General features: G+C 57.1%; 19 protein-coding genes, 1 tRNA gene and 1 pseudogene. 16 read left to right on the top strand and 5 right to left on the bottom strand.

The window, feature by feature from the left end:
- Nucleotides 1-8: 8 nt before the first annotated feature.
- Both folE and truB read left to right on the top strand, forming a co-directional pair.
- Nucleotides 9-599 carry a GTP cyclohydrolase I FolE gene (gene folE, locus FTW19_RS17860; protein ID WP_147648912.1) on the top strand — a complete coding sequence of 197 codons (591 nt, stop codon included), beginning with the start codon at nt 9-11 and terminating at the stop codon, nt 597-599.
- Nucleotides 600-603: 4 nt separating this feature from the next.
- Nucleotides 604-1,479, top strand: coding sequence for a tRNA pseudouridine(55) synthase TruB (gene truB / locus FTW19_RS17855; protein WP_147648910.1), 876 nt, complete (start codon nt 604-606; stop codon nt 1,477-1,479).
- A gap of 8 nt (nt 1,480-1,487) precedes the next feature.
- Here truB and FTW19_RS17850 read toward each other — a convergent pair whose 3' ends face one another.
- Together FTW19_RS17850 and FTW19_RS17845 are read right to left on the bottom strand one after the other, a co-directional pair.
- Complete coding sequence (locus FTW19_RS17850; RefSeq protein ID WP_187143046.1) at nt 1,488-2,687, bottom strand: EAL and HDOD domain-containing protein; 1,200 nt, start codon at nt 2,685-2,687, stop codon at nt 1,488-1,490.
- A 245-nt stretch (nt 2,688-2,932) separates the two neighbouring features.
- Entirely contained in the window at nt 2,933-3,694 is a 762-nt protein-coding gene (locus FTW19_RS17845) for an arylesterase (protein ID WP_246153374.1), read from the bottom strand.
- Between FTW19_RS17845 and FTW19_RS17840 the strand changes: the two genes are divergently transcribed.
- The 4 genes from FTW19_RS17840 to FTW19_RS17825 all read left to right on the top strand — a co-directional run bounded on the left by FTW19_RS17840 (nt 3,693) and on the right by FTW19_RS17825 (nt 8,355).
- Nucleotides 3,693-4,373, top strand: a complete 681-nt coding sequence (locus tag FTW19_RS17840; protein ID WP_147650714.1) for an ABC transporter ATP-binding protein — start codon at nt 3,693-3,695, stop codon at nt 4,371-4,373. The genes FTW19_RS17845 and FTW19_RS17840 overlap by 2 nt on opposite strands.
- A complete protein-coding gene (locus FTW19_RS17835) occupies nt 4,374-6,941 on the top strand; it encodes an ABC transporter permease (protein WP_147648906.1) in 2,568 nt (855 codons plus the stop codon).
- Between the two features lie 153 nt (nt 6,942-7,094).
- Nucleotides 7,095-8,117, top strand: coding sequence for an LLM class flavin-dependent oxidoreductase (locus tag FTW19_RS17830; RefSeq protein WP_147648904.1), 1,023 nt, complete (start codon nt 7,095-7,097; stop codon nt 8,115-8,117).
- A 164-nt stretch (nt 8,118-8,281) separates the two neighbouring features.
- A tRNA-Gln gene (locus FTW19_RS17825) sits at nt 8,282-8,355 on the top strand.
- A gap of 11 nt (nt 8,356-8,366) precedes the next feature.
- Here FTW19_RS17825 and FTW19_RS17820 read toward each other — a convergent pair.
- Both FTW19_RS17820 and FTW19_RS17815 read right to left on the bottom strand, forming a co-directional pair.
- Complete coding sequence (locus FTW19_RS17820; RefSeq protein ID WP_147648902.1) at nt 8,367-8,612, bottom strand: hypothetical protein; 246 nt, start codon at nt 8,610-8,612, stop codon at nt 8,367-8,369.
- 645 nt (nt 8,613-9,257) lie between these two features.
- A complete protein-coding gene (locus FTW19_RS17815; RefSeq protein ID WP_147648900.1) occupies nt 9,258-11,606 on the bottom strand; it encodes a winged helix-turn-helix domain-containing protein in 2,349 nt (782 codons plus the stop codon).
- 200 nt (nt 11,607-11,806) lie between these two features.
- On the opposite strand from FTW19_RS17815, the gene FTW19_RS17810 reads away from it, so the two are divergent.
- From FTW19_RS17810 to FTW19_RS26200, 4 genes and pseudogenes are all read left to right on the top strand, one after another.
- Nucleotides 11,807-14,617, top strand: coding sequence for a hypothetical protein (locus tag FTW19_RS17810; protein ID WP_147648898.1), 2,811 nt, complete (start codon nt 11,807-11,809; stop codon nt 14,615-14,617).
- A 131-nt stretch (nt 14,618-14,748) separates the two neighbouring features.
- Complete coding sequence (locus FTW19_RS17805) at nt 14,749-15,279, top strand: cupin domain-containing protein (protein WP_147648896.1); 531 nt, start codon at nt 14,749-14,751, stop codon at nt 15,277-15,279.
- Between the two features lie 178 nt (nt 15,280-15,457).
- Complete coding sequence (locus tag FTW19_RS17800) at nt 15,458-16,132, top strand: hypothetical protein (protein ID WP_147648894.1); 675 nt, start codon at nt 15,458-15,460, stop codon at nt 16,130-16,132.
- 149 nt (nt 16,133-16,281) lie between these two features.
- Nucleotides 16,282-16,520: pseudogene (locus tag FTW19_RS26200) on the top strand (M13 family peptidase); the annotation flags it as partial.
- Here FTW19_RS26200 and FTW19_RS26485 read toward each other — a convergent pair.
- Complete coding sequence (locus tag FTW19_RS26485) at nt 16,433-16,828, bottom strand: histidine kinase (protein WP_147648892.1); 396 nt, start codon at nt 16,826-16,828, stop codon at nt 16,433-16,435. The pseudogene FTW19_RS26200 and the gene FTW19_RS26485 overlap by 88 nt on opposite strands.
- 597 nt (nt 16,829-17,425) lie before the next feature.
- Between FTW19_RS26485 and FTW19_RS17785 the strand changes: the two genes are divergently transcribed.
- From FTW19_RS17785 to FTW19_RS17760, 6 genes are all read left to right on the top strand, one after another.
- Nucleotides 17,426-17,677, top strand: a complete 252-nt coding sequence (locus tag FTW19_RS17785) for a hypothetical protein (protein ID WP_147648890.1) — start codon at nt 17,426-17,428, stop codon at nt 17,675-17,677.
- Nucleotides 17,678-17,819: 142 nt separating this feature from the next.
- Entirely contained in the window at nt 17,820-18,296 is a 477-nt protein-coding gene (locus tag FTW19_RS17780; RefSeq protein ID WP_147648888.1) for a hypothetical protein, read from the top strand.
- 98 nt (nt 18,297-18,394) lie between these two features.
- Nucleotides 18,395-19,015 carry a Pvc16 family protein gene (locus tag FTW19_RS17775; protein ID WP_187143043.1) on the top strand — a complete coding sequence of 207 codons (621 nt, stop codon included), beginning with the start codon at nt 18,395-18,397 and terminating at the stop codon, nt 19,013-19,015.
- On the top strand, nt 19,008-19,343 hold the full coding sequence (locus FTW19_RS17770) for a carboxypeptidase-like regulatory domain-containing protein (protein WP_147648884.1): 336 nt from the start codon (nt 19,008-19,010) through the stop codon (nt 19,341-19,343). The genes FTW19_RS17775 and FTW19_RS17770 overlap by 8 nt, the downstream gene beginning before the upstream one ends.
- A 112-nt stretch (nt 19,344-19,455) precedes the next feature.
- A complete protein-coding gene (locus FTW19_RS17765; RefSeq protein ID WP_147648882.1) occupies nt 19,456-20,805 on the top strand; it encodes a phage tail sheath family protein in 1,350 nt (449 codons plus the stop codon).
- 9 nt (nt 20,806-20,814) lie between these two features.
- Nucleotides 20,815-21,972, top strand: a complete 1,158-nt coding sequence (locus FTW19_RS17760) for a phage tail sheath family protein (RefSeq protein ID WP_147648880.1) — start codon at nt 20,815-20,817, stop codon at nt 21,970-21,972.
- Nucleotide 21,973 lies beyond the last annotated feature (1 nt).

Here is a 21,973-nt window from a genome sequence, read left to right as displayed (position 1 = left end):
GAAGCACTATGAGTACATTGACCGACAGACCGCTCAGCGAAGCCTCCACGGAAGAGATCTACCGTGAGCTTCTGCTGCGCTATGACGAAGACCCCACCCGCGACGGTCTGCTGAAGACGCCGGAACGCATGGAGAAGGCGATGGCCTTCCTGACGAAGGGGTACAAGCAGGATCCCACCGAGATTCTCCGCGGAGCGCTCTTCGACGTGGACTACGACGAGATGGTGATCGTCAAGGACATCGAGTTCTATTCGCTATGCGAGCATCACCTGCTGCCGTTTTTCGGGAAGGCCCATATCGCCTATATTCCCGACGGCAAGGTTATCGGTCTCAGCAAGATGCCTCGTCTCGTGGATGTTTTCTCACGCCGTCTTCAGGTGCAGGAGCGTCTCACGCGGCAGATCGCCGATGCCATTGTCGATGCCATTCGTCCGCAGGGCGTGGCTGTCATTATGGAAGCGCGGCATCTGTGCATGATGATGCGTGGTGTCGAGAAGCAGAATTCGGCTACCGTAACCTCTGCCATGTTGGGTGTATTCAAAGAGCAGCAGCAGACGCGCAACGAGTTCCTCTCGCTGGTTCGCTCAGGTAAGTTGTAGAAACGTGAACGGACTTTTAGTACTGGATAAACCCGCGGGGATGACCTCGCATGACGTTGTCAATCGTGTTCGCCGGGCGACGGGCGAGAAATCCATTGGCCATCTTGGAACGTTGGATCCGATGGCTACCGGCGTTCTTCCTCTCCTTCTGGGAAAGTGGACGCGTCTGGCGCAGTTCTTTTCCAACGCGGAGAAGGCCTACACCGGTGAGATCCGGTTCGGTTTTGCAACGGATACTTACGACGCGGAGGGTGAGCCGGCAGCGTCGCCGCGCCCATTGACGCAGACGCTCCAAGAGCTTTGCGCCCTGGCCTCGCGTTTCCGTGGAGAGATCGAGCAGATGCCGCCGCCTTTCTCCGCAAAGAAGATCAACGGCGTACCTGCGCACAAGCTGGCGCGCGCAGGTAAAGAGGTTCCGGTGAAGCCGGCCCGCGTTACGGTGAATCGCTTTGAGCTCATCGAAATGGAAGGAGAGACCGTTCGTTTTGTCGCGGAGGTCTCCGCTGGTGGCTATATCCGCTCACTTGCGCACGATCTGGGAACAGCGGCAGGTTGTGGTGCGCATCTGACAGAACTCCGCCGCACTCGCGCCGGCGTATTCACTTTCGATCAGGCAATGTCTTTGGAGACGATGGAAGCACTCGCTGCACGAGGCGAGCTGGAAGCAGCCCTCCCGCATCCGCGCACTGTTCTGTCGGAGATGCCCTCGGTGACAGCCGACCTGGCAACGGCGGGCCGCCTGCGCAACGGTATGGCCGTGAATCTGCCGGAGTTCTCCAACGCTCCCCTGGTGAAGGTCTTCGAAGGCCAGCGCCACCTGATCGCCATCGGCAAACGCATCGCGGGGACATTGATGCAGCCGATCGTTGTGATTGGCTGAGACCGTTTTTACAAATGGTGGACCACAGCGCTGGTCCACTGTTCTGCCGCATAATGCTTGGCGGCGACGTCGTCTTCAGCGATACCGAGGCGATTGCACGACTCGATCATTCTGCCCCAATCACCGCGCTCATACGCAACGGCAAGTGAAAGCGCATGGGCATGAGCTTCTTCGATTGCAGGGTCGGTCAGTGCTGCAATCACCTCTTCCCGCAAGGGAAGATTGGCGGCCGCATCTTTGACGTCCATCTCTAACATGGGCAGGACCGCTGAGAGCATTCCCATCAGATAGAGCTCCTCACGGGGGCTGTTCAGATCGGTCGCCAGCAGCTCACAGAAACGTGCCCGCTGAACACAACGTTCCATTGCCTCGATCCCGGATCCTCCGGTCAACTCGGCGGCCAGCGTAGTACGGACGATTCTGCGGCTTTCCTCTTCGCCGATCAGCATAATCGCATGCCGCAGATCTGTAACAGTGCGGCGCAGACCAACGGCGGCGGAGTTAACGTACCGGAGCACTCGATAACAGATGGCCGGCTCGGAACGCAGAATATGAAGAAAGCTTTCGAGGTCCAGGCTCGGCTTGCAGATTTCAGCCAGCAGCTGCAGTTGATGAATAGACTTTCCCGGACCGCGCCGCGCAGTCATGACGGGTTTCATGAAGAAATAGCCCTGGAAGAAATCAAACCCTTCCGCAACGGCGGCCTTCAATTGGTCGGCGTCTTCGATTCTTTCGGCGACAAAGCGAATGCCGCGTGGTTTAAGCCTTTTGATTGTCCTTTTTCGATCCTCTGCGGTGCTTTGAGAGAAATCGATTTTGACATATTCCACAAGCTCGAGAAATGGTTCCCATTGCTCGCGGAAATCATAGTCGTCCAGCGCCAGCGCGAATCCCAGACTGCGGTAGTAGCGGCACGCTTCCAGAACTTCCTCATCCGCGTCGACGTTCTCCAGAATCTCAAGAACGGTACCTTGGGGCAGCAGCGAAGCGCAGCGGCTTACGAGCAGCGATCGGGTGCAGTTAACAAACGGTTTGGCTTCACCGACTAACGATTCGAGTCCATGGGTAACGGCCCAGTCCACGATGCTGTTTGAGGCGGCTTCGCCATCACCGCTGAAGCGGTTCTCCCATGTGGCGCGGAACAGCAGCTCATAACCAATGGTCTTGCGTCCCGCTGTCATGATCGGCTGCTTGGCCAGGAAGCGCATTGAGCCGTCTGCCGCCGCGGCAGGCGCCTGCATGGTAGCTGCGGGGCCCTGAGGTGTGATGTTGCGAGCTGGTGCCGAGAGTTGCACAGTACCTTTCGTGACCATGGCCGATGAGGCTTACTGCGACTTTATCGGCCCCCTCACTGTGCGCTTTAGCGCACCCCGTGAAACGGGGGAAAAGGTAACGGGTCAGGCAGTTACGATGACGGATGTCGGCAGCAACAGATTTTTCTTTAGCGAAAAACTTATCGTTTTAGGTTCGGTTCCACAAGGGGAAGAACATTCTTCACGATCAACTGGCTGCCAAGATCGGTGGGATGGATCCCATCCCGCTGAATCGCGCCTTGGACTCCATATACGTCCTTATAAAGGAATGGAAAGAGCGTCAGGTTGTACTTTGTTGCCATCAAGGCATAGGTCTCGTTGAACTGGTTGATGTACACCTTGCCGTATTGTGGCGGCAGCGTAATCCCCAGTAGGACGACCTTCGCCCCGGTCGCTGTCAGCTTTGCCAGGATGCCATCAAAGTTCGCTCGCGTACTGGCGATAGGGATGCCCCGCAGGCCGTCGTTGCCGCCGAGTTCCACCAGGATCACGGCAGGGTGCAAGGCAACAGCGTCTTCCGCGCGTGCAAGTCCGTCTTTTGTGGTGTCGCCGGAGATGCCTTGATTGACGACGTGGTACTTGTACCCCTTTTCATCCAGAGCCTTCTGCAGGTAATCCGGGTAACTTTGGCCGGCATCGAGGTTATAGCCGGCAGTAATGGAGTCGCCGAAGCATAAAATCACAGGACGTTCGTCTTTGATAGTTGAGGTTGCCGCCGGAGAGGGGTTCTGGGCCATTGGCCGGGCCGGGCGGGTGTCTCGGGAGTAGTCCTCGGCGTGCCTGGCCCCATCGCTGGTCTTGCATCCGGTAAGGGTGAGTGACAGGGCGAGGGACAGGGCAATCCAGGACAGTTTCACGCAAGCAGTGTAGCGAATTGGGGAGAGCGAATTGAACGAAGCCATGATCGAGGTAACCAATCTGACGCGGTCTATCCGAAACGGCCGGCGGACTGTCGAAATTCTGAAGGGCATCGACTTCAACGTCGCTCACGGCGAATTTGTCGCCATCATGGGATCTTCCGGCTCCGGAAAAAGCACACTGCTCGGCCTGCTGGCCGGCCTGGATACGCCTACGACCGGCGATGTGAAGATCGCCGGAGAGAGCATCAGCTACCTGCCGGAAGATCGGCTGGCACAGGTGCGAGGCAAAAAGATCGGCTTCGTCTTCCAGTCCTACCAGCTTATTCCGACGCTCACCGCACTGGAAAATGTGCTTCTTCCCTACGAGCTCAATCTCGGCTCCGACGGTCTTGCTCGTGCGAAGGAGCTTCTTTCCAGTGTTGGACTTGAAGCTCGCATGGACCACTATCCGATTCAGCTTTCCGGAGGAGAACAGCAGCGTGTAGCCATTGCCCGCGCCTTCGTGCTGCGGCCGCCGGTGGTGTTGGCTGACGAACCGACCGGCAACCTGGACTCCGCGAACGGGACCCATGTACTGGATCTGCTGCTGGAGATGAACCGCACCTCGAACACCACGCTGGTGATGGTGACGCACGACCCCAATATCGCCGCTCTCGCCGGGCGGCGCATTCTTCTTAAGGATGGCCTTGTCGTCGCCGACGAGCGAAAGGCGGTCGAGTAGATGCCGTCGCTCAGTTGGACCTCCGCCCGCCGTATCGCCTGGCGCGAGATGCGTTCGTCGAAGGGCAAGTTCGCCTTTGTCATCCTCTCGGTTGCCGTTGGCGTTGCCGCGCTTACCGGTGTCCGCGGTTTCAGCGGCGCCTTCCGCACTGAGCTACTCATACGCGCACGCTCCATCATGGCCGCCGATCTTGCAGCCCGGATGTTTGCCCAGCCGACTCCTAAAGAGCAGGAAGGCTTGGAGGCAATGGAGCGCGAAGGCTTGCACCTGACCGCGGTGACCGAGATGGTTGCCATGGCCTCTGCCGAGCACTCGCTTGACCCTCTCCTGGTCTCACTCAAGGCTATCGACCCCGCCGTCTATCCCTTTTATGGAACGGTCGATCTCACGCCGAAGGCCGTGCTTCGGAATGTGTTGCATGACGACACCATCGTCGCCGCCGAAGACCTTCTGATACGGCTGAATCTCAAGGTCGGAGATCGCGTGAAGATCGGCGATGGACTCTTCACGATTGCAGGCGTGGTGACCAATGAACCGGACCGCCTTTCGGGATCGTTTGCGGCGGGTCCGCGCGTCATCATCACACGCAAAGGGTTGGAAGACGCAGGTCTGATCGCAGAAGGGAACCGGTCGAACGAACGCTTTCTCTTCGAGCTTCCAGCACGAAGCTCCGATCAACAGGTCGCCGCCTGGAAAGAGCGCCTGGTTGCGCTGCTCCCTGAAGCGCAGGTGACTGACTACCGTGAAACCAACCCCGCGCTGACCCAGGGGCTGGATCGCGCCACCGGCATTCTGAGCCTGATGAGCCTGGTTGCACTCGTTCTTGGCGCCATCGGAGTTGCAATGGCTATGCGCGCCCATCTGCAACAGCGCATGGACACCATCGCCATCATGAAGTCGCTCGGCGCCGGGTCCTCGCAGATCATGCGCATCTATCTGCTGCAGACGATCTTGCTCGGCACGCTTGGCGGTCTTCTAGGCGTCACCATGGGCACCGCCGTACAGCGATTTCTTCCGGTGCTGCTGCGCAGGCTCATCAATGTCCAGCCACCCTTCACGCTTGACTGGCATGCGGTTGGGACCGGACTGACGGCCGGTCTGCTGACAACTCTGTTGTTTACGCTGCCGCCCCTGCTGGATATCCGCAAGGTGCGCCCCATCCTGATCCTTCGCCGTGCAGTGGAGCAGACTGACGAACCTATTCATAAAGCTTTCTGGGCTCGCTTGCGCTCGAACTGGGCGCAGCTTTTAGCGACGGTTGTGATTCTGCTCGGTCTCTCGCTCATTGCCGCTACGCTGAGTGACTCGGCGCAGACCGGCAGGACCTTCGCAGTGGGTCTCGGAGGGGTTCTTGTCGCTCTTCTTGCCGCGGCCGCGATCTTGCTCACTGTCCTACGCCGCTTCCTGCGCGGAGCTGGACTTGCTCTGCCCTCGGCCATCCGCCATGGTCTGGCCAACCTCTATCGTCCCGGAAATCCTTCGGCGGCGCTGCTTGCTGCTGTCGGCCTCGGCGTCATGCAGATTACGACTGTCTTCCTTATGCAGCAGGCGGTTGTCCGTGAGCTGCGTATCGTCTCTTCGCCGAAGATCCCGAATATCTTCCTGGTCGACATCGCCAACTCCGAGGTTGAAGGCGTACGTAAAGTGCTTACCAGCCAGCCTGGCGTTACGGCTGAACCGGAGCTGATCCCGGTCATCAGCTCACGCATCACCAGCGTGAACGGCGTTGCCGGCAAGGATCTGCGGCTGACGAACTTCCCCCGGCGGATGCTGCAGTCGATCCAACTCACATGGTCCGACGAACTTCCGCCCGGCACGACGGTGCTACAGGGAGAATGGTGGAAACCCGAGACCACGGTGCCCCAGGTAGCCATCGGGCAACGCATGAGTCAGCGGCTCGGTGTCACCCTGGGAAGCCACATTGTCTTCTCGGCACAGGACAAGCCGATTGATGCCGTTGTGGCCGCGATCATCAAGTCCGACGGCCAGCATGCATACTCACGTGCGGAGTTCATCCTGCCCAGGACTCCACTGCAGGGCTTCCCGGTCGTCTGGTACGGAGGCGCACATGTCGATCCGAAGAAGGTCGGTCAGCTTGAGCGCGCCATGTTCTTGGCTTATCCCACAGTTACCGTAATCGATGTGGCGCAGGCGCTTGAGACCATCCGCCAGGTCGTGCTCCAGATCACGGTGGTGATTCAGTTCCTCTCAGCCTTTTCCATCTTCGCGGGCATGGTGATTCTGGCGTCTTCTATTGCGGGCACGCGCTACCGCCGCATCCGCGAGGTGGTCGTACTCAAAACGCTGGGAGCGACCCGTTCGCGCATCGTCACCGTCTTCTCGATTGAATTCGCTGTTCTGGGACTGGTCGCCGGTTTCACGGGAGTCATCTTTGCCACGGTGGTGGCCAGGTTTCTGCAACGCCAGATGAGTATCGAGTTCCATCTTCCCTGGATCACCGACCTTGCCATGATGGCGGGCACTGCTGTTATGGCCGTGGCAACCGGATGGATCGCCAGCCACCATGTGCTTGGCCAAAAACCGCTGGAGGTCCTGCGCGAGGAATAAGGGGCCGGTACAGTGCGTCTCTTTTTGGTTTGTCATTTCGTAGCGACCAAAGGGAGCAGAGAAATCTGCTTCTCCGCATCAGTTCCAAGATGCAGGAGGACACGAATTAGCCGCCCTGAAACTATTTCGATATCGAAGCATCTACTCCTGTGTATGCAAATCGGAATCGACAGCTTCGTGGACTACACGCCGGATGCCGCCGGCAATCTCGTTCCTGCGCAGCAGCGTATGGCAGATCTGATGGAAGAGATCGCGCTCGCTGACAAGGTCGGCCTCGCCGCGTTTGGGATTGGCGAGCATCACCGGCCCGACTACCTGGCCAGCTCACCGTCGACCATTCTTGCGGCGGCTGCGTCCATCACAAAACAGATCCGCCTGCAGAGCTCGGTCACCGTGCTGAGCTCGGACGATCCAGTTCGTGTCTTTCAGCAGTTCGCTACCGTGGACCTCATCTCGAACGGACGTGCGGAGATTGTCGTTGGCCGCGGCTCGTTTACTGAGTCATACCCGCTCTTCGGTTTCGACCTCAAGCACTACGACGAGCTCTTTTCCGAGAAGCTTGATCTGCTGCTGAAACTGCGTGAGCAGGCCAACATCACCTGGGAAGGGCAGCTTCGTTCGTCGCTTAACGGTGAAGGTGTCTATCCTCGCCCGGTGCAGCAGAAGCTTCCTGTCTGGCTCGGAGTTGGTGGAACGCCACAGTCATTCGCCCGCGCCGGCGTGCTCGGTCTCCCTCTGATGGTGGCAATCATTGGCGGAGAACCACACCGGTTCCGCCCATTGATCGACCTCTACCGCAAGGTTTATCTCCAGGCCGGACACCCGGAGCAAGACATGAAGGTTGGGCTGCATGTGCTTGGATTCCTTGCGGATACGGATAAGCAAGCAGGGGATACCATGTTTCCCGTCTGGCAGCGTCAGTTCGCCAAAATCGGCGCTGAGCGTGGCTGGGGAGCACCGCAAACCCGGGGTCAGTTCGACGGTAATGCCTCACCGACGGGAGCGTTCTTCGTAGGCACTCCCGATACGGTTGCGACCAAGTTGAAGTATGTGGATGAAGCTTTGGGTGGCGTGGACCGCGTGAACATCCAACTCACCTCCGGAACGCTGCCGCATCAGGACGTGATGCAAGCTATCGATCTGCTTGGTACTGCGGCTACCGCTGCGACCAAATAAACAGAAACGGAAGGGCGCCATCCGGTCGGTTGGCGCCCTTCAGGAATCTCAACTATCCCTCTGAAAAGGTGGGAGATTTGACCAGAAGCCTTCGAGGCCATACACTGACTTAGGTGAGTGGTGGCGCGGTAACAAAGCGCGACTCTCCCGGCCAATCTAAGTATTGCCCTCTCGTTCAATGGTAGGACAGTCGGCTCTGAACCGATCAATCGGGGTTCGAATCCCTGGGGGGCAACCAATGAAAATAAGTCATTTAGATTCAATAAGATAGAAATCCCAATCAGGGATTCGAATCAACCCTGATTTGCCCTGAATTAGCTTTAGGAATCTGAGCTTTTTCTCATTAACCCAAGTTCTATCAGTAGATTCGGCCGCTTTTCCGCAGTGCTCTTCGCCTTTGTCAACTTCGGGAACAGGGAATTTCATAGGTAGCGGTCTTTGGCCGTCCAGTGGGACTTCAACGAATCGATGCACCAGATTTTCGTTCTTGCGCAACGTTTCTTTTTTCCTTTCGTGCGGCAAGACGCTGAAGGAAGCGAACAGCTGTCCCCCCGGGAGCTTGAGGCACAATCGTACAGACAGGAAGCGATACGACGGAGACTACGAGAAATTCAGGAGAACGACAACGACCAGCAAACTTCTGCAAACTAGCGCTCAAGCCTGTGCCGTCTGTGTGGCTCCCTCGATTCGGGACGACAGAACTACGCGATTTTCGTCCAACGTCATACGGCGGCGGTTCTCTCGCCCTCGTGCTTCAAGGCGTCGACCGGCAATGTTCGGATCTCCATCGATGCGGTCACCGCTCACAATTCTCAACTGGCGAGAGGGCGAATCCCTCGTCGACCATGGAGGATGTAAGAAGCGAAAGATAAGCCTCCAGGGCACGTTTCTGTTGCTGAAACAGTGACAGTTCAGCACCCTCCTCGGCACCCTATATCGACGAAAGACTTTGGTTTTCCGCAAATACCTCTGCCGCGCATGAGCAGAGGTCTAACTAAAATTCTATTGATTTGCAGGGCAGAAAATTACCGTTTGTTGTCTCGGGAGTTCTCTTCACTCATCCGTTCAGCTTCAAGAAGAATCTGACTCAGTCGGACACCTAGAAGGGTCGCAAGATCTTGCATATGGAGCGGTTGACCTCTACAACGCGGCACGCTCCTTTTTCACCTGCAGCAAAATTGGTAGATCTGCGTCGGCGCTATTCCAGCGCCTTAGAACAAGATCGTAAGTCGCCTTGGCGCTTTCGTTATCTCCCTCTGCCGCATAGGATCTTGCCAAATTTATCTGGGCGAGGTTCAAAAGGGGATCATTTAATACCAGTCCTGGATGGTCGATGATTTTCTTGAACTCCATCGACGCTTGCGAAGCCTTCCCCATGGCAAGAAAAGCCTGTCCCCGAAGATAGATGGGATAGAGTGGCTGGCTCAATTCAAACTGCGATGTTTCACGGAGGAGATCGACCGCCTGTTGGGGCCGCTTATCTGCCAAGGCCAAGGCAGCTCGGATTGTCGGCAGGTAGTTGTACCGAACGAGAGTATCCTCAGGAAATCGCTGCCGCAGATCGTTCATCAGCCCGGAGGCTTCCTCGGCGTTTGCCGTCATCGCCAGGACGAGCGCCGCAGCATACTCCACACTTTTCCCAGTCGAAAGCCGCGAGGCAGTCCTAACCTGTTTCGCGGCGCCGTCAGGATAACCATAAAACACCTCGGTAAAGGATGCGGCCACGAGTAATTGCGCTTCTAACTCCTGCCTTGATCCGCGCAAGGTCTGACGTACGGCTTGATCCTGCAGCTCTCGCGCCTGAATCAAACGTCCGGCCTGCGCGAGTGTTGCGGCCTCATAATTCATGAGCCAAGGGTTCGTCGGCGCAGTATCCAGGGCTCGTTTCATGCCCTCCTGATCTCCCTTGAGAAAGGCCATGCGATATGAATCAGTGACAAAGCTGGGGAGAAAGAGATTTCGCTGTGCCGCTTTCCCTAGGATCTTTTCGGCCTCGTTCAATCGATTCAGGGCGATCAGATTCAAGGCAGCATTGCGATATCCCACAACAAAATCGGGATCAATCGCAATCGACATCTTTGCTTCTTCCAACGCTCTCTCATACTGCCCGTATGCCGGATAGATCATTCCCGAAAGAAAGGCGCGCGCGTAGACGTCGCGTGGATACATCAGTCCCCATGCATCACATGTGACCCTTGCCTTGTCCAGGTTGCCGGTCACCAACAGATCATAAGAAACATCAATCGAAAAGCGCTCGCGATCACTCGCCCTGTCGCGCAAGGAGTACGCAATCTGAGTGCTTTTGATCGAAGAGGCCTCTTCTCCCAGATCCGCATACATGCGGCCGAGCCAGACATGCGCCATGGCGAACTGTGGGTCCAATTCGGTGGCGTGCAGAAATAGAGGCATCGCCGCTCTGCTGCCCTTGATATTGAACATCTTGGTTGCTTGGCTAAATGCCTTCAGCGCATCTAGCGAGGTGGTGGTCGCTTCGGCAAGTGGCGTATCCAGATTTCTGATCGTAACGAGGGTTTCACCGATACGTGTTCGGAACCGAGTGGCAATCTCGGTCAACCCATTCAATGCGTCTTCTTTCCGGGCGATCTGAACCTGTTCTGCATCCAGTTCATCACCCGTGCCGCACCTCCTGGCACGCAAGCCGAGAACGTATTCATTTCCCAAGCGAGAGATGGAGCCATCCAACACCACATCACCGCCGATGCGCTGGCAGACTTCGCGGCTTACTTCGGAGGTCAACGGCGCGTCAGACTGCAATCCCATCAGCTTGAGCGTCTTCCGTATCTGGCCTTCGCTCGCCAGCCGCAAGACGGGTGATTGCTCCAGTTGCACCATCATCCCTTGCCGGAGGGCGCCATCGAAAACCGGGTCTCCGCTGGTGTTGGCAAATTCGGCCAGGACGAGAGTGTCTTTCGTACTCAGCGAGGCGGTGCGATGGGACCTGTACCGGAGAAACAGGCCAATTGAGATCCCAACAAAGCAAAGCACTCCTGCTGCATAGAGCCAAGCACTCTTTTTACTGGAAAAATTGGTCGCGTCTCCGGATACCGCGGAAGCGACGGATGCCACTTCCTGCGATGGTTCAAACAGGGGGGGCGGCGTGTCCATGGGAAGAGCAGGCTCAGGAAGCTCGGCCGCCGATTTTTCCGCCTCAGCCGACTGCCGAGTTACCACCGGAGCGATGAAGCGATAGCCGCGTGTGGGGATCGTCTCTACATATTTGGGGTCGCGAGGGTCGTCCTCCAGGTGCTTTCGGATGACAGCGATCGCGCGCGTGAGCGTCGTTTCCTCGACGAAAGTATCTTTCCAGACCTCCTCCAGAAGTACTCGTTTCTCCAATAACTTGCCCGCATTACCGACCAGCACAAAAAGCACATGGAGAACCCGGGGCTCAATTGTGATACGTTTTCCGCCGCGGCTAAGTGAGAAACCTTCTTCGCTAAGTTCAAATTCTTCAAATAGATACAGCAAATGGACCTACCCCTCGCGACGAGTCCCCTAATAAAAGCCTCACAGAAGAATCACAGGAAAGGCATGACGGGCCCAACCTTGTGAGAACAGATTACTACTGATGCCGTTCCCCTTCTTCACCGCGAGATCCCTCGCAAACGGCTCGACTCTCCGTGAACCAACTCTCGTTCCACTCAAGCTCCAGGCAAAAGGGATCAAGCATGAATGCATTACGCCGCACCCTCGCCCATCTCACGCTCCGCATCGTCATCGCTCTTATTCCCTCGGTTTTTCTGATGGGGTGCTCGGGTTCGAATAGCTCGGTACCGGCGGCGGTCCCTCCAGCAATCAAGTCGTTGAGTCCCGGCTCTGTCACTGCCGGCGTCGCTTCTTTTACGCTGACCGTAAATGGGACAGGATTCGTTTCTGGCTCCAGCGTTCAATGGAATGGGAGTAGCCGACCAACCACATTCACCAGCGCCACACAAATCACAGCGGCAATTACCGCTGCCGACGTTGCTGCACCAGGGACGGCCCAGGTGAGCGTGGTGAACCCCGACGCCCAGAAGTCTGCGTCTGTCAGCTTCACCATAAGTTCTGCTCCTCCGCCCTTGCCCACAGTGACATCTCTCAGTCCTTCGGGCACTGTCGCAGGTAGCGCCGATTTCACGCTGACCGTTACCGGAACCGGCTACCGCACCGGTTCGCAAATCGATTGGAATGGGAGCAGGATTGCTGCGACGACTGTGGTTAGCGCAACGCAACTGACTGCCCCCATCCCCGCCAGCTTCATCGCTACGGCGGGAACGGTTCCGGTAGCGGCGGTCAATACGGATACTGGGGACCGATCGAGCGCACTCTCGTTCACGATCAATCCAGCGCCGGCACGTCCCACACTTTCCTCGCTCTCACCCGCGACTGCAACTGCAGGCGGCACGACGTTTGCGCTCACGGTGAACGGCAGTGGCTTCCTTCCCGGAGCCGCCGTTGCCTGGGCTGGATCGGCACGGACGACGACCTTCATCACCGCAACGCAGTTGACCGCCACCATTCCCGCTACGGATATTGCAGCCGCAGGTAATTTCGCCGTTGACGTGGTTCAAGGAAGTGGACGGTCGACAAATCAGCTGAACTTTACAGTGACAGCAGCACCACCCACCGTTACTTCGCTTTCGCCGTCAACGATTGCTGCGGGCAGCGCCGGTTTTAATCTAACCGTCACAGGTACAGGCTTCACCGCTGCGGCTTCCGTTGCGTGGAACGGAACCAGCCTGACGACAGTATTTGTCAGCCCAACGCAGTTGCGTGCGACAGTTCCGGCAGCCAACATCGCTACTGCGCAGACAGCCAACATAGATATCGTGCAAAGCGGCGTTCGTTCATCCAACCAGCAGACATTCACCGTAACGCCGGCAACGCCGACGATCACCGGCCTTTCGCCTTCGAGTGTGACGCTGAATGCCGCCTCCTTCACCATGACGGTGAACGGCACAGGCTTTACTTCCAACTCCGTCGTGCAATGGGGCGGTTCTGCCTTAGTCACCCATGTGCAAAGCAGCACGGTGTTGACGGCAGACATTCCTGCGACCAATCTTACGACCACAGGCACCTTCCAGATCACGGTGGCAAATCCACCCGCAGAGGGAGGCACATCGACCTCTCTGAGCTTCACGGTGTCCCCGCAGGCAACAGGCAAGATGGTACAGCTTGTCTCTACGAATTATCTCTCTGGAGGAAGCGCAAACAATGTCAGCTACAGCCAGACGGTAAGCCAGGATGGGCGGTATGTAGGATTCGCTTCAGCGGCAACCGACATCGTCGCCAATGATATAGACGGGGAGAACAGCGGTTTCTTACGCGACACCTGTGTCGGTCCTACAGCCTCAGCAGGATGCACTCCAGGCACCATCATGGTGTCGAAACCTGGGGTATTCACCACGGGCAGCGGCGTTGGAAGTATTGTGATGGTCAGCAACAGCGGAAGGTACGTTGGTTTTGATTCCGCATACCAGTACAAGGTCGACGTTTATGACACGTGCCTGGGTGCCGCGACAGGCTGCACTTCCGGAATAAGTGAGGTGCAGGAGCCGTTCCCAGGCATATCCAGTTCCTACTCCTACGCCACTGGTTTGTCTTCCCGCTTAAGCCCTGAGGGACGATATGCGTTGTATCCGGTGGTTTATACCGATACGGACAACACGGGAACAACGGCACTGGTTGTAAAGGACACCTGCTTTGGTGCGCCCTCCGGTTGCACGCCCACCGTCCGGCGCGTTGCGACAGGCAAAGGCACAACGCCACCCAAGCAGCCATTCCAGTCTGACATTAGTGCGGGTGGACGCTACGTGCTGTTCCGCGCGTACCTTACCGCGGTAGATCCTTCACGGGCATCTGACGGTACGGTGCTCCACATCTGGATGCAGGACACCTGCGCCGGGGCTCCGGCAGGATGCGCGGAGAGCTACACCCTGATTGATGTGCGCGCCGACGGCACACCCAGCGAAGGCAATCAGGCAAACGACTCCATCGCGGATAAAGAGCCTTCCTTCAGCCGTGACGGCCGGTATGTGGTGTTCAGCACAACCGATAAGCACATGATTGCCGGACGGACCATCAACAATGGTTCCCAGGTGTACCTGCGCGACACCTGCGTCGGCGCGTCGGCAGGTTGCACACCCTCCACCATCCTGATTTCGGAATGGCCCGATATGGCTACGTCCGCCAGCAGGGCATATATCGGCTGGCGCTCTGTAAGTGAGCATGGCCGCTACGTTGCGTTCATGCATCAGGGAGATCAGCCCGGTAACTTCTATGCTGCGCACATCTTTGTGCGCGACACGTGCATCGGGGCGCCTGCGGGCTGCACTCCTTCCACCAGCATGGCTACTAACGATCCGGCAGGGATCAATGCAGCTACAAACAAGGACTACAGAGACCCCGCCATCAGCGTAGATGGCCATTATGTGGTGTTCAATACGCCAGTGGGGATCACAAATGGCGGCCAGGTCTTCTTGGCACTCACCGGGTATTAAGGAGAATGACGTTGAACGTTCCAATTGACGGCAAGTTCAAGGTGAACACGGAATCTGCAAATGCTACACGCCAATAATTTGCTTGGAATCCAGAGCATCGGAAATTTGAAAACACAAATGTGGAGAAAGCAATGGAACGACGGTCTTTCGTGAAGCTGGGAATACTATCCCTACCCTCGCTGGCCCTCGGGCAATCTACGGAGGTCAACGGTAACGGCCTTTTTGTGCGATCTGGCGCCGATCGCTTTGGTGAAACACATAGCCTGGGCTTCAGTACGATCTCCTTCAAGGTATGTTCCGCTGATACTGGCGGGGGCATGTTTACCATGGAACACGACAATCTTGGAAAAGGTGGGCCTAACCGCCATATGCACCCGGACCAGGATGAATGGCTGTTTGCTATGGAGGGCGAATTCCAGGTCGAAGTTGGCAAGAACAGGATGATCCTCAAACCGGGTGATTCGATTCTCATGCCTCGGAAAGTCCCACACGTGTGGGCGCAGGTGAGCGACAAGCCTGGCAAACTCCTGATTGCGTTTACGCCTGCGGGCAGGATGGAAGCATTCTTCCGTGATTTCGGAAAGACGGGTAAGCTTCCTTCCGAGTCTGCTGTGCTTAGCAGTTATGGCATCGAGCGCGTTGGCCCGCCCCTGCAATTGTAGTTAGCCATAGACGGCTGGAGTTTTCTTCAAACCTATTCATTATCGATTCCTACAATGTTCGCGGTTTTCAGCCTGAGACATACCCTGCAACGGCCTTCCGCAACAACGTCGTTTTGTGTGATAGGTTTCTTGAGCTCTACTTTGATTCGTTGTGCATAGTTCCACACAGAGGATAAAGATGATTCAGTCAGAAAGATTGAAGGTGCACGATCTGGTTATAGGTATCGACTGCAATTCACACAACCTCGTAGAGTCACGCAAGATTCCTTTTGTACAAGCAGCACTGGGATGCATCCTGTTTCTCGCGGCAGCGATCCCAATCCATGCCCAGACCCGCTTGGTCAGCTGCAACCCGGTTAGCGAAAGAACCGGCGAAGCGGGTTGCTGGATCATCCTGACCCAGCCATTAGGCGAGCTTCCCGACGGACCCACTTACTGGTCGCTCGACGTCTTCCCTGACCGCGCCGCGGCCGAGGCGGCCAAGGGTTCCCGTGGTTCGGTTGTCGAGGCGCTCGGAAAAGTCTGGCTCTTCACTATCGGCGGAAAAAGTGATCAATCTTCCGGGGGCAAACGTGTGTCGCAGATCGGTCCTCTGTCGATTAAAAATGGCGAAAAATATACTGCGCAATTCATGGAAGCTATTCTTCCTCCCGGCGCAGTCGCACGAACGCACCGCCATTCTGGTCCTGAGGCGTTCTACACGGAGGCGGGGGAATCCTGCCTGGAAACACCCGAAGGTAAAACCGTCGGCAAGAACGGTATTGATCTGATTGTTCCCGAAGCGCAGCACCGACCAAGTACTCTGACTGCATCAGCGATTGCATTCAGAGTGCCCCTTGAGGTTGTCTCCTGATAGTTAAGCAATTTGCAGCTGCATTGGTGTGCGGTGGGGTCGCTTTCCCGTGCATCTTGACGTCGTCACCCAGCCGAGCGCAACAGGTTCAGACAGTAAGTCGCAGTTCAGACGGGCCGGCCGTCGTTGCACCCGAAACGGGCATTAGCATGGACCTTTCCGCAATCGACAGATCGCCGGACCCGTGCCAGGATTTTTACGCTTATGCCTGTGGGAACTGGCAGCGGAGCCATCCCATCCCAGAGACAAGACCAAATGTGGCCGCCTGGAAGAACTGACCGAGCGAAACCGATACACGGTCTACATGTTGCTGGAAAAGGCGGCAAAGCATCCCGAAACACCCCTAGAGATCAAGTATGGCAACTTCTTTGCGGCCTGCATGAACCAGCGGCTGGCCGACCGACTGGGTGTCAAGCCGCTTGAACCGGCGCTACGGCAGGTAACCAAGACATCATCTGCGTAATCTAGGCCCTTTTCGATCTCTGGCCGATTGAGGTCGTCCTTGGCCATGCGCTTTGCGGCAATCTGGAATCGGAGTATTACTGCTTGGAAGTCTTGCAACAATGTGTCGTGAAGATCTCGCGCAATTCGTTCTCGCTCCTGAAGCCGTTCCCCGAGACGAATGTGGATTTTGGCCGTAGCTTGTTTGAGGCGCAGAAGACATCGGCCTGAGGAAGACAAGTGCGCCCAATTCATTCATCGTCGACAAGGCAGCGCCGGAAGCCCGTACCGCTGCACAAGAGCGTCTGCGCTGTTCTCGCAGAGTGGAGAAGGGAATCCGCTTATCAGGAAGCCGGGGACTTCCTATTTCCGTCGATTCGCCTCAACGATACTTCTTACCCCGTCCCATACGCTCTTGTCCTGCTCTCATACCCTTCGGCACAGTCAAGCCGGGCACTCCAACGGAGGGCGACTATATAGAGAGAGAGCCTCCCTGTAAGAGAGCTTTCAGTGTTGGCGGTCCTCTCTCTCGAGAGCAGGGAGGAAACGGCTGGCGTGCTAGCACGCGCTTCTACACTGGCCGTCTCCGGGGAAAGCCTAAGGAAAGCCTAAGGAGAACCTAAGGAGAACCTAAGGAAAACATCTTCGGCTAAAGACGCCGACATAGCCTCCAACGTGCCACAATCCAAATATTCCAAGCGAACTTTTCTTGGAAGCCTTGGAGTTTGTGTGCCACCTTAGACCCGCTAACGTGAGCAAGCGGTCTGCGACCATAATGGCCTTTGATCGTTACTGTTAGTAAGAAACGGTGATCGGCAAGACGAAACAAATCTTGTATAGAGGGCATCCCCCATGCCAACGCTTCGCGCAACGTTCCGTAGTAACTACGGCGAAAGCCGCCTTTGGACTATCGTGGACCAAGGGCGTGACCCTAACTCACCCCCAGTGATCTTCAACGGTTATCTCGAACCGAATCAGCCGACGGAAGCGTTGGAGGTCTATACCGACGACGGCTTGTACGGCAAGATCGCGTATCAGCGGTCCGATGGGCCGATGCAGGTGAATGTTTCCGTTACGGACGGCAGTGAGACCGCGATCTCGTAAGTGAAGAACTTTTGAGCTATCGCCTACTCGTTTTGCAACTCGACCACGCAGGTACACGAGCCCACCATCCACGCTTTCGTGGGATGTTCCTGCTGACCAAGACTGACTTTTAACGTTCGAGAATCAGGAAGGTGTTCAGCGCATGAGCGAAATTGCCGATCTCATCAAAACTACCTGGGAAATTCTGAAGGACAATGTAAAGATCACCGCTCCGGATGATGTTAATGTCCTGCCCCAAGGAAAGTCACCCTCCGACTTCGATCCGTGGAGCGGCCCCGTGCAATATCCCGAGATCTATAGCATCTATGACTTCTTCGAAGAGTCTCTGGGCATGGATAATCCCACGGAGCGAAGCCGCGTAACCCTCACGCCATCGTGGTTTTACAGCAATGGGATGATCAAGAACTTTCGTGTAGACCTCGAGGAAGATGTTTCCGGCCTCCTGATAGGCAAGCTGACGATACAAATTGTGATCCGAAACTTTCAGTTGAACAACGACATCGCTGAGCTGCAGTACGATATGCGCGTTACTGCTGCGGGGCTCTTAAGTACCAAGACCACCGTGTACAGCGCAATGGCGCGTGGCGATGGTGGAGGCATGAGTATGAGCAGGCAGTAGGCCTCTGGAAGGGTGAACTGTTGCCTGGCCAGGAGCGCGCCCTCTTTGGTCATAAGGGCAAGAAGAAGCGGCGACGTAGATGCGGGCAAGGAGTGCGTGTGATTGATGATCTCGACAAGACCCTGCAGGCTTTTTTGCAACCGGTTTGCGCGTCGGCTCCGACAGGCCCCCCCGAGATTTCGTTCGCGAATCCTGGCACTGGGTTTCCTTCGGAAGAGACTGCATTGCCCCTCATCAACCTCTTCCTGTGCGGAATTACGCAGCGCGATGATATGCGTGAGAACGCATCGACCGTGCAGCGACAGGCGGACGGTACAGCGCAAGTACAGCGGCCACCGGTTTTTCTAAGTGCAACCTACCTCATCACGGTTTGGACAGACGAGAAGACGGATGTGAACGCAAGTCAGGAGCATGGAATTATTGGTACGCTGACAGCTGCACTGCTGGGCACGCCCCTGTTGCCCGCTGAGGTCTTCATGGGTGCTCTCTCAGGACTGTCGGCGGGCGCGGTTACGGGCAAGCTCTCCAACGCGAGTCCTGCTCGAGCAGCGTCGGTGTACCAGGCGCTGGGCAATCGACAGAAGCTATCGCTGGACTATGAAGTGACCTTTCCCGTGCCGGTCTTCGCTCCGCAAGGAACGCCGTTGGTTACGGGTCGCACTGTTCGCTTCCGAAGTATCACCGAACAACCTTCCTCGCCGGAGACGCCCCGTGCCTGAGTGGGAGACGATGTCACACCAATGCGTGATCGGTGGTTTTGTGCGCGATGCCGCAAAGCAGGTCATAGCCGACGTCGCCTTGTCGGCGCAACGGGCGAAAGATGGTGCGGTCGTGGCGCACGCCCGAACAGGCGAAGACGGCAGTTATTTTTTCGTGGACCTTATGCGAGGCCCATGTATGATCGCGGTCAATCACCAAGGATTGCAATGCGAGGTCCTGGCGGAGATTGGTGATTACCACCAGGAAGATTTCCGGATGTTATGGCTCGATCTGGAGCTGCCGGCACCCCTAACCCCCAAATACCCGCGCCGCCTAACCCCTGAGTAGTTACACGACGCTACTACGAATCAGCGCGATATCGCAGTTCGGAACGCTTTGATTTTTCAGATCCTCAGTTTGTAACTCGTTGTCTGGTTTGTTTCCTCAAGGAGCAGCAGCTATGCCGAACGCATATCTTTCTCCGGGCGTGTATGTCCAGGAGATTCCTTCCGCGGTGCAGGCGATTGCAGGCGTCGGTACCAGTACAGCAGGATTCCTGGCGATTGTTCCCGATACCGTTTCAATCCCCGAGAGAAATCCTGACTACGATCCCGCCGCTGCCATGGCATCCGCTGTCGCTCCTTCCCCCGTCACCAAAGCCTCGTCCAAGGCCGGTGATGATGGGGCAAAGAGTAGCGAGGAAGCAAAGGGTAGCGATGGGCCAACTCCTCCCTTGAAATCAGTCGTTGGTGCCGCGCCTGACAAAACGAGCCGCTTCCTGTTACGCGTGTTCCCCATTGCAGCTCCGGCGGGTGAGCCTCGTTTATTCACGAATTTCGCCGAATTCAAGCAGAGTTACGGAGACTTTTCTACCGATCCAGAACATAACATGCTGGTGCATGCCGTTTTCGGATTCTTCAACAACGGAGGTACGCGCCTGTATGTCACCCGTATGGTCTCGACCGTTCAACTGAACAGTTCTCTGCAGGCATTGGAAAGTGTCGACGAGATTGCAATCGTGGCAGCGCCGGGCATCACGGACACTGCCGTTCGCGCAGCGTTGGTGGCGCATTGCGATGCGACGGGCAATCGCTTTGCCATCATGGACACTCCAGAGACCGTGAACACCATCGATGCCTCGTTACTGCCGGATGGCTCAAAAAATGCAGCTGTTTACTTTCCGTGGGTGCAGGTCTTTGACCCGGGCGTGAAAACGCGTTATCCGGATGGACCAGGCCTGACGTTCGTTCCGCCAAGCGGTCACATGGCTGGCATTTATGCGCGCACAGACAGTTCGCGCGGCGTCCACAAGGCGCCTGCGAACGAGGTCGTATTGGGTGCCCTCGGCTTGAAGTATCCGATCCGTAAATCGCAACAGGATGGCTTGAATAACGTTGGGGTGAACTGCATCCGGAGCCTGAACGGCAACATCCGCGTTTGGGGCGCGCGCACCATCGGCGGCGATCGCAATGGGGAATGGCGCTACATCAACGTTCGCCGAACGGCGCTGTTTCTCTACAAGTCCATTGACGAGGGAACGCAGTGGGTGGTCTTCGAACCAAATGATCTAAGCCTGTGGGCCAAGATTACACGCAACGTGACCGCGTTTCTGACGACGGTCTGGCGTGACGGCGCACTCTTTGGTGCGACGGCAGCCGAGGCGTTCTACGTGAAATGCGATCGTGAAACAAATCCGCCTGAGTTGCGAGAACTTGGCCAGGTGGTGACCGAGATCGGTGTGGCGATTGTGCGGCCTGCGGAGTTCGTAGTCTTCCGCCTCAGTCAATGGACCGGACCTCAGGGCCAGTAGGACACAAACATGAAAGCGCTGATCCTACCGGGCTTGTACCTCCAAGAGATCGAAGCGACGCCGCGGCGGAGCTTTCACACGGGTGTTCCCGTGTTTCTGGCGCACGCTACGGTGCACGTTGGCATACCACGGCTTGTACTTTCGTGGGCGCAGTTCGTCGCGTTCTATGGCATCAATGCTCCGAGCGGATTGCTTGCGGCGGCTGTGCGTGGCTTCTTCGATAACGGTGGAGAACTCTGCTACGTCTATGCACTCCGTCCTGAGCTGGGACCCATGGCGGCCCTGGATGAGGCACTCGACCAGGTGGAAGGGCTGGAGGACGCAGACCTCATCTGCCTGCCCGATCTTTCGCAGGCACCGCAATGGTTTGCCCCACTGCAGCGCCGCGTTGTGGAGTGGTGCGATGCGGGCGCCGAGCGCTTCGCCATTCTGGATACGCTGCAGGGCGCATCACCCGAGGCAGCAGCACAGCAGGTGGCCCAACTGAAGGGTCGCAGCGCCGCGGTTTACAGTCCATGGCTCGTGGTGGATTTGTTGGACGCAACGGATGTGACGGATGCTCCATCTCCGCTTGCCATTGCGGTGCCACCGTGCGGTCACATTGCCGGTTCGTATGCGCGCAACGATCGTCAGCGCGGTGTCTTCTATGCACCAGCGAACCGGAGCCTTTCCGGAATCCGCAGGCTGGACGGCGAGGTATTTGCGACGGCACAAGGGCGTAGCCAGGTGAACTGGATCCGGTCGTTTCCCGGGCGCGGTTTGCGGGTATGGGGAGCGAGTACGATCGACCCCCACGACGAATGGCGCCACATCAGCGTGCGCCGCGTGCTGCTTACGTTGCAGCGATGGCTGCAGAGCGCGCTTGCACCGATCGCCTTTGAGCCGAGTACGCGAGCCCTGTGGGCCCGTGTACGCCGCACCGTCGGCGCATACCTTGAGGACTTGTACCGCAAGGGCGCGCTGGCCGGGGCATCCCCCGAGCAGGCGTTTTATCTTCGCTGCGATGACACGACCAACACAGCAGCCACGCGTGAGGCGGGCATGCTGGTTGCGGAAATCGGCATCGCACCCGTTGCGCCCGCGGAGTTCATCGTGGTGCGCCTGACCTACAGTGCTGGTGAGTTGACGCTGGGCAGCACGAATTCCCCAACAACGAAAAAGGAGTAGG

The sequence above is a fragment of the Terriglobus albidus genome (genome assembly GCF_008000815.1).
Lineage (GTDB): Bacteria > Acidobacteriota > Terriglobia > Terriglobales > Acidobacteriaceae > Terriglobus > Terriglobus albidus_A.
Note: the sequence above shows the minus strand (reverse complement) of the source record. Positions and strands in the feature narration are given on the sequence as shown.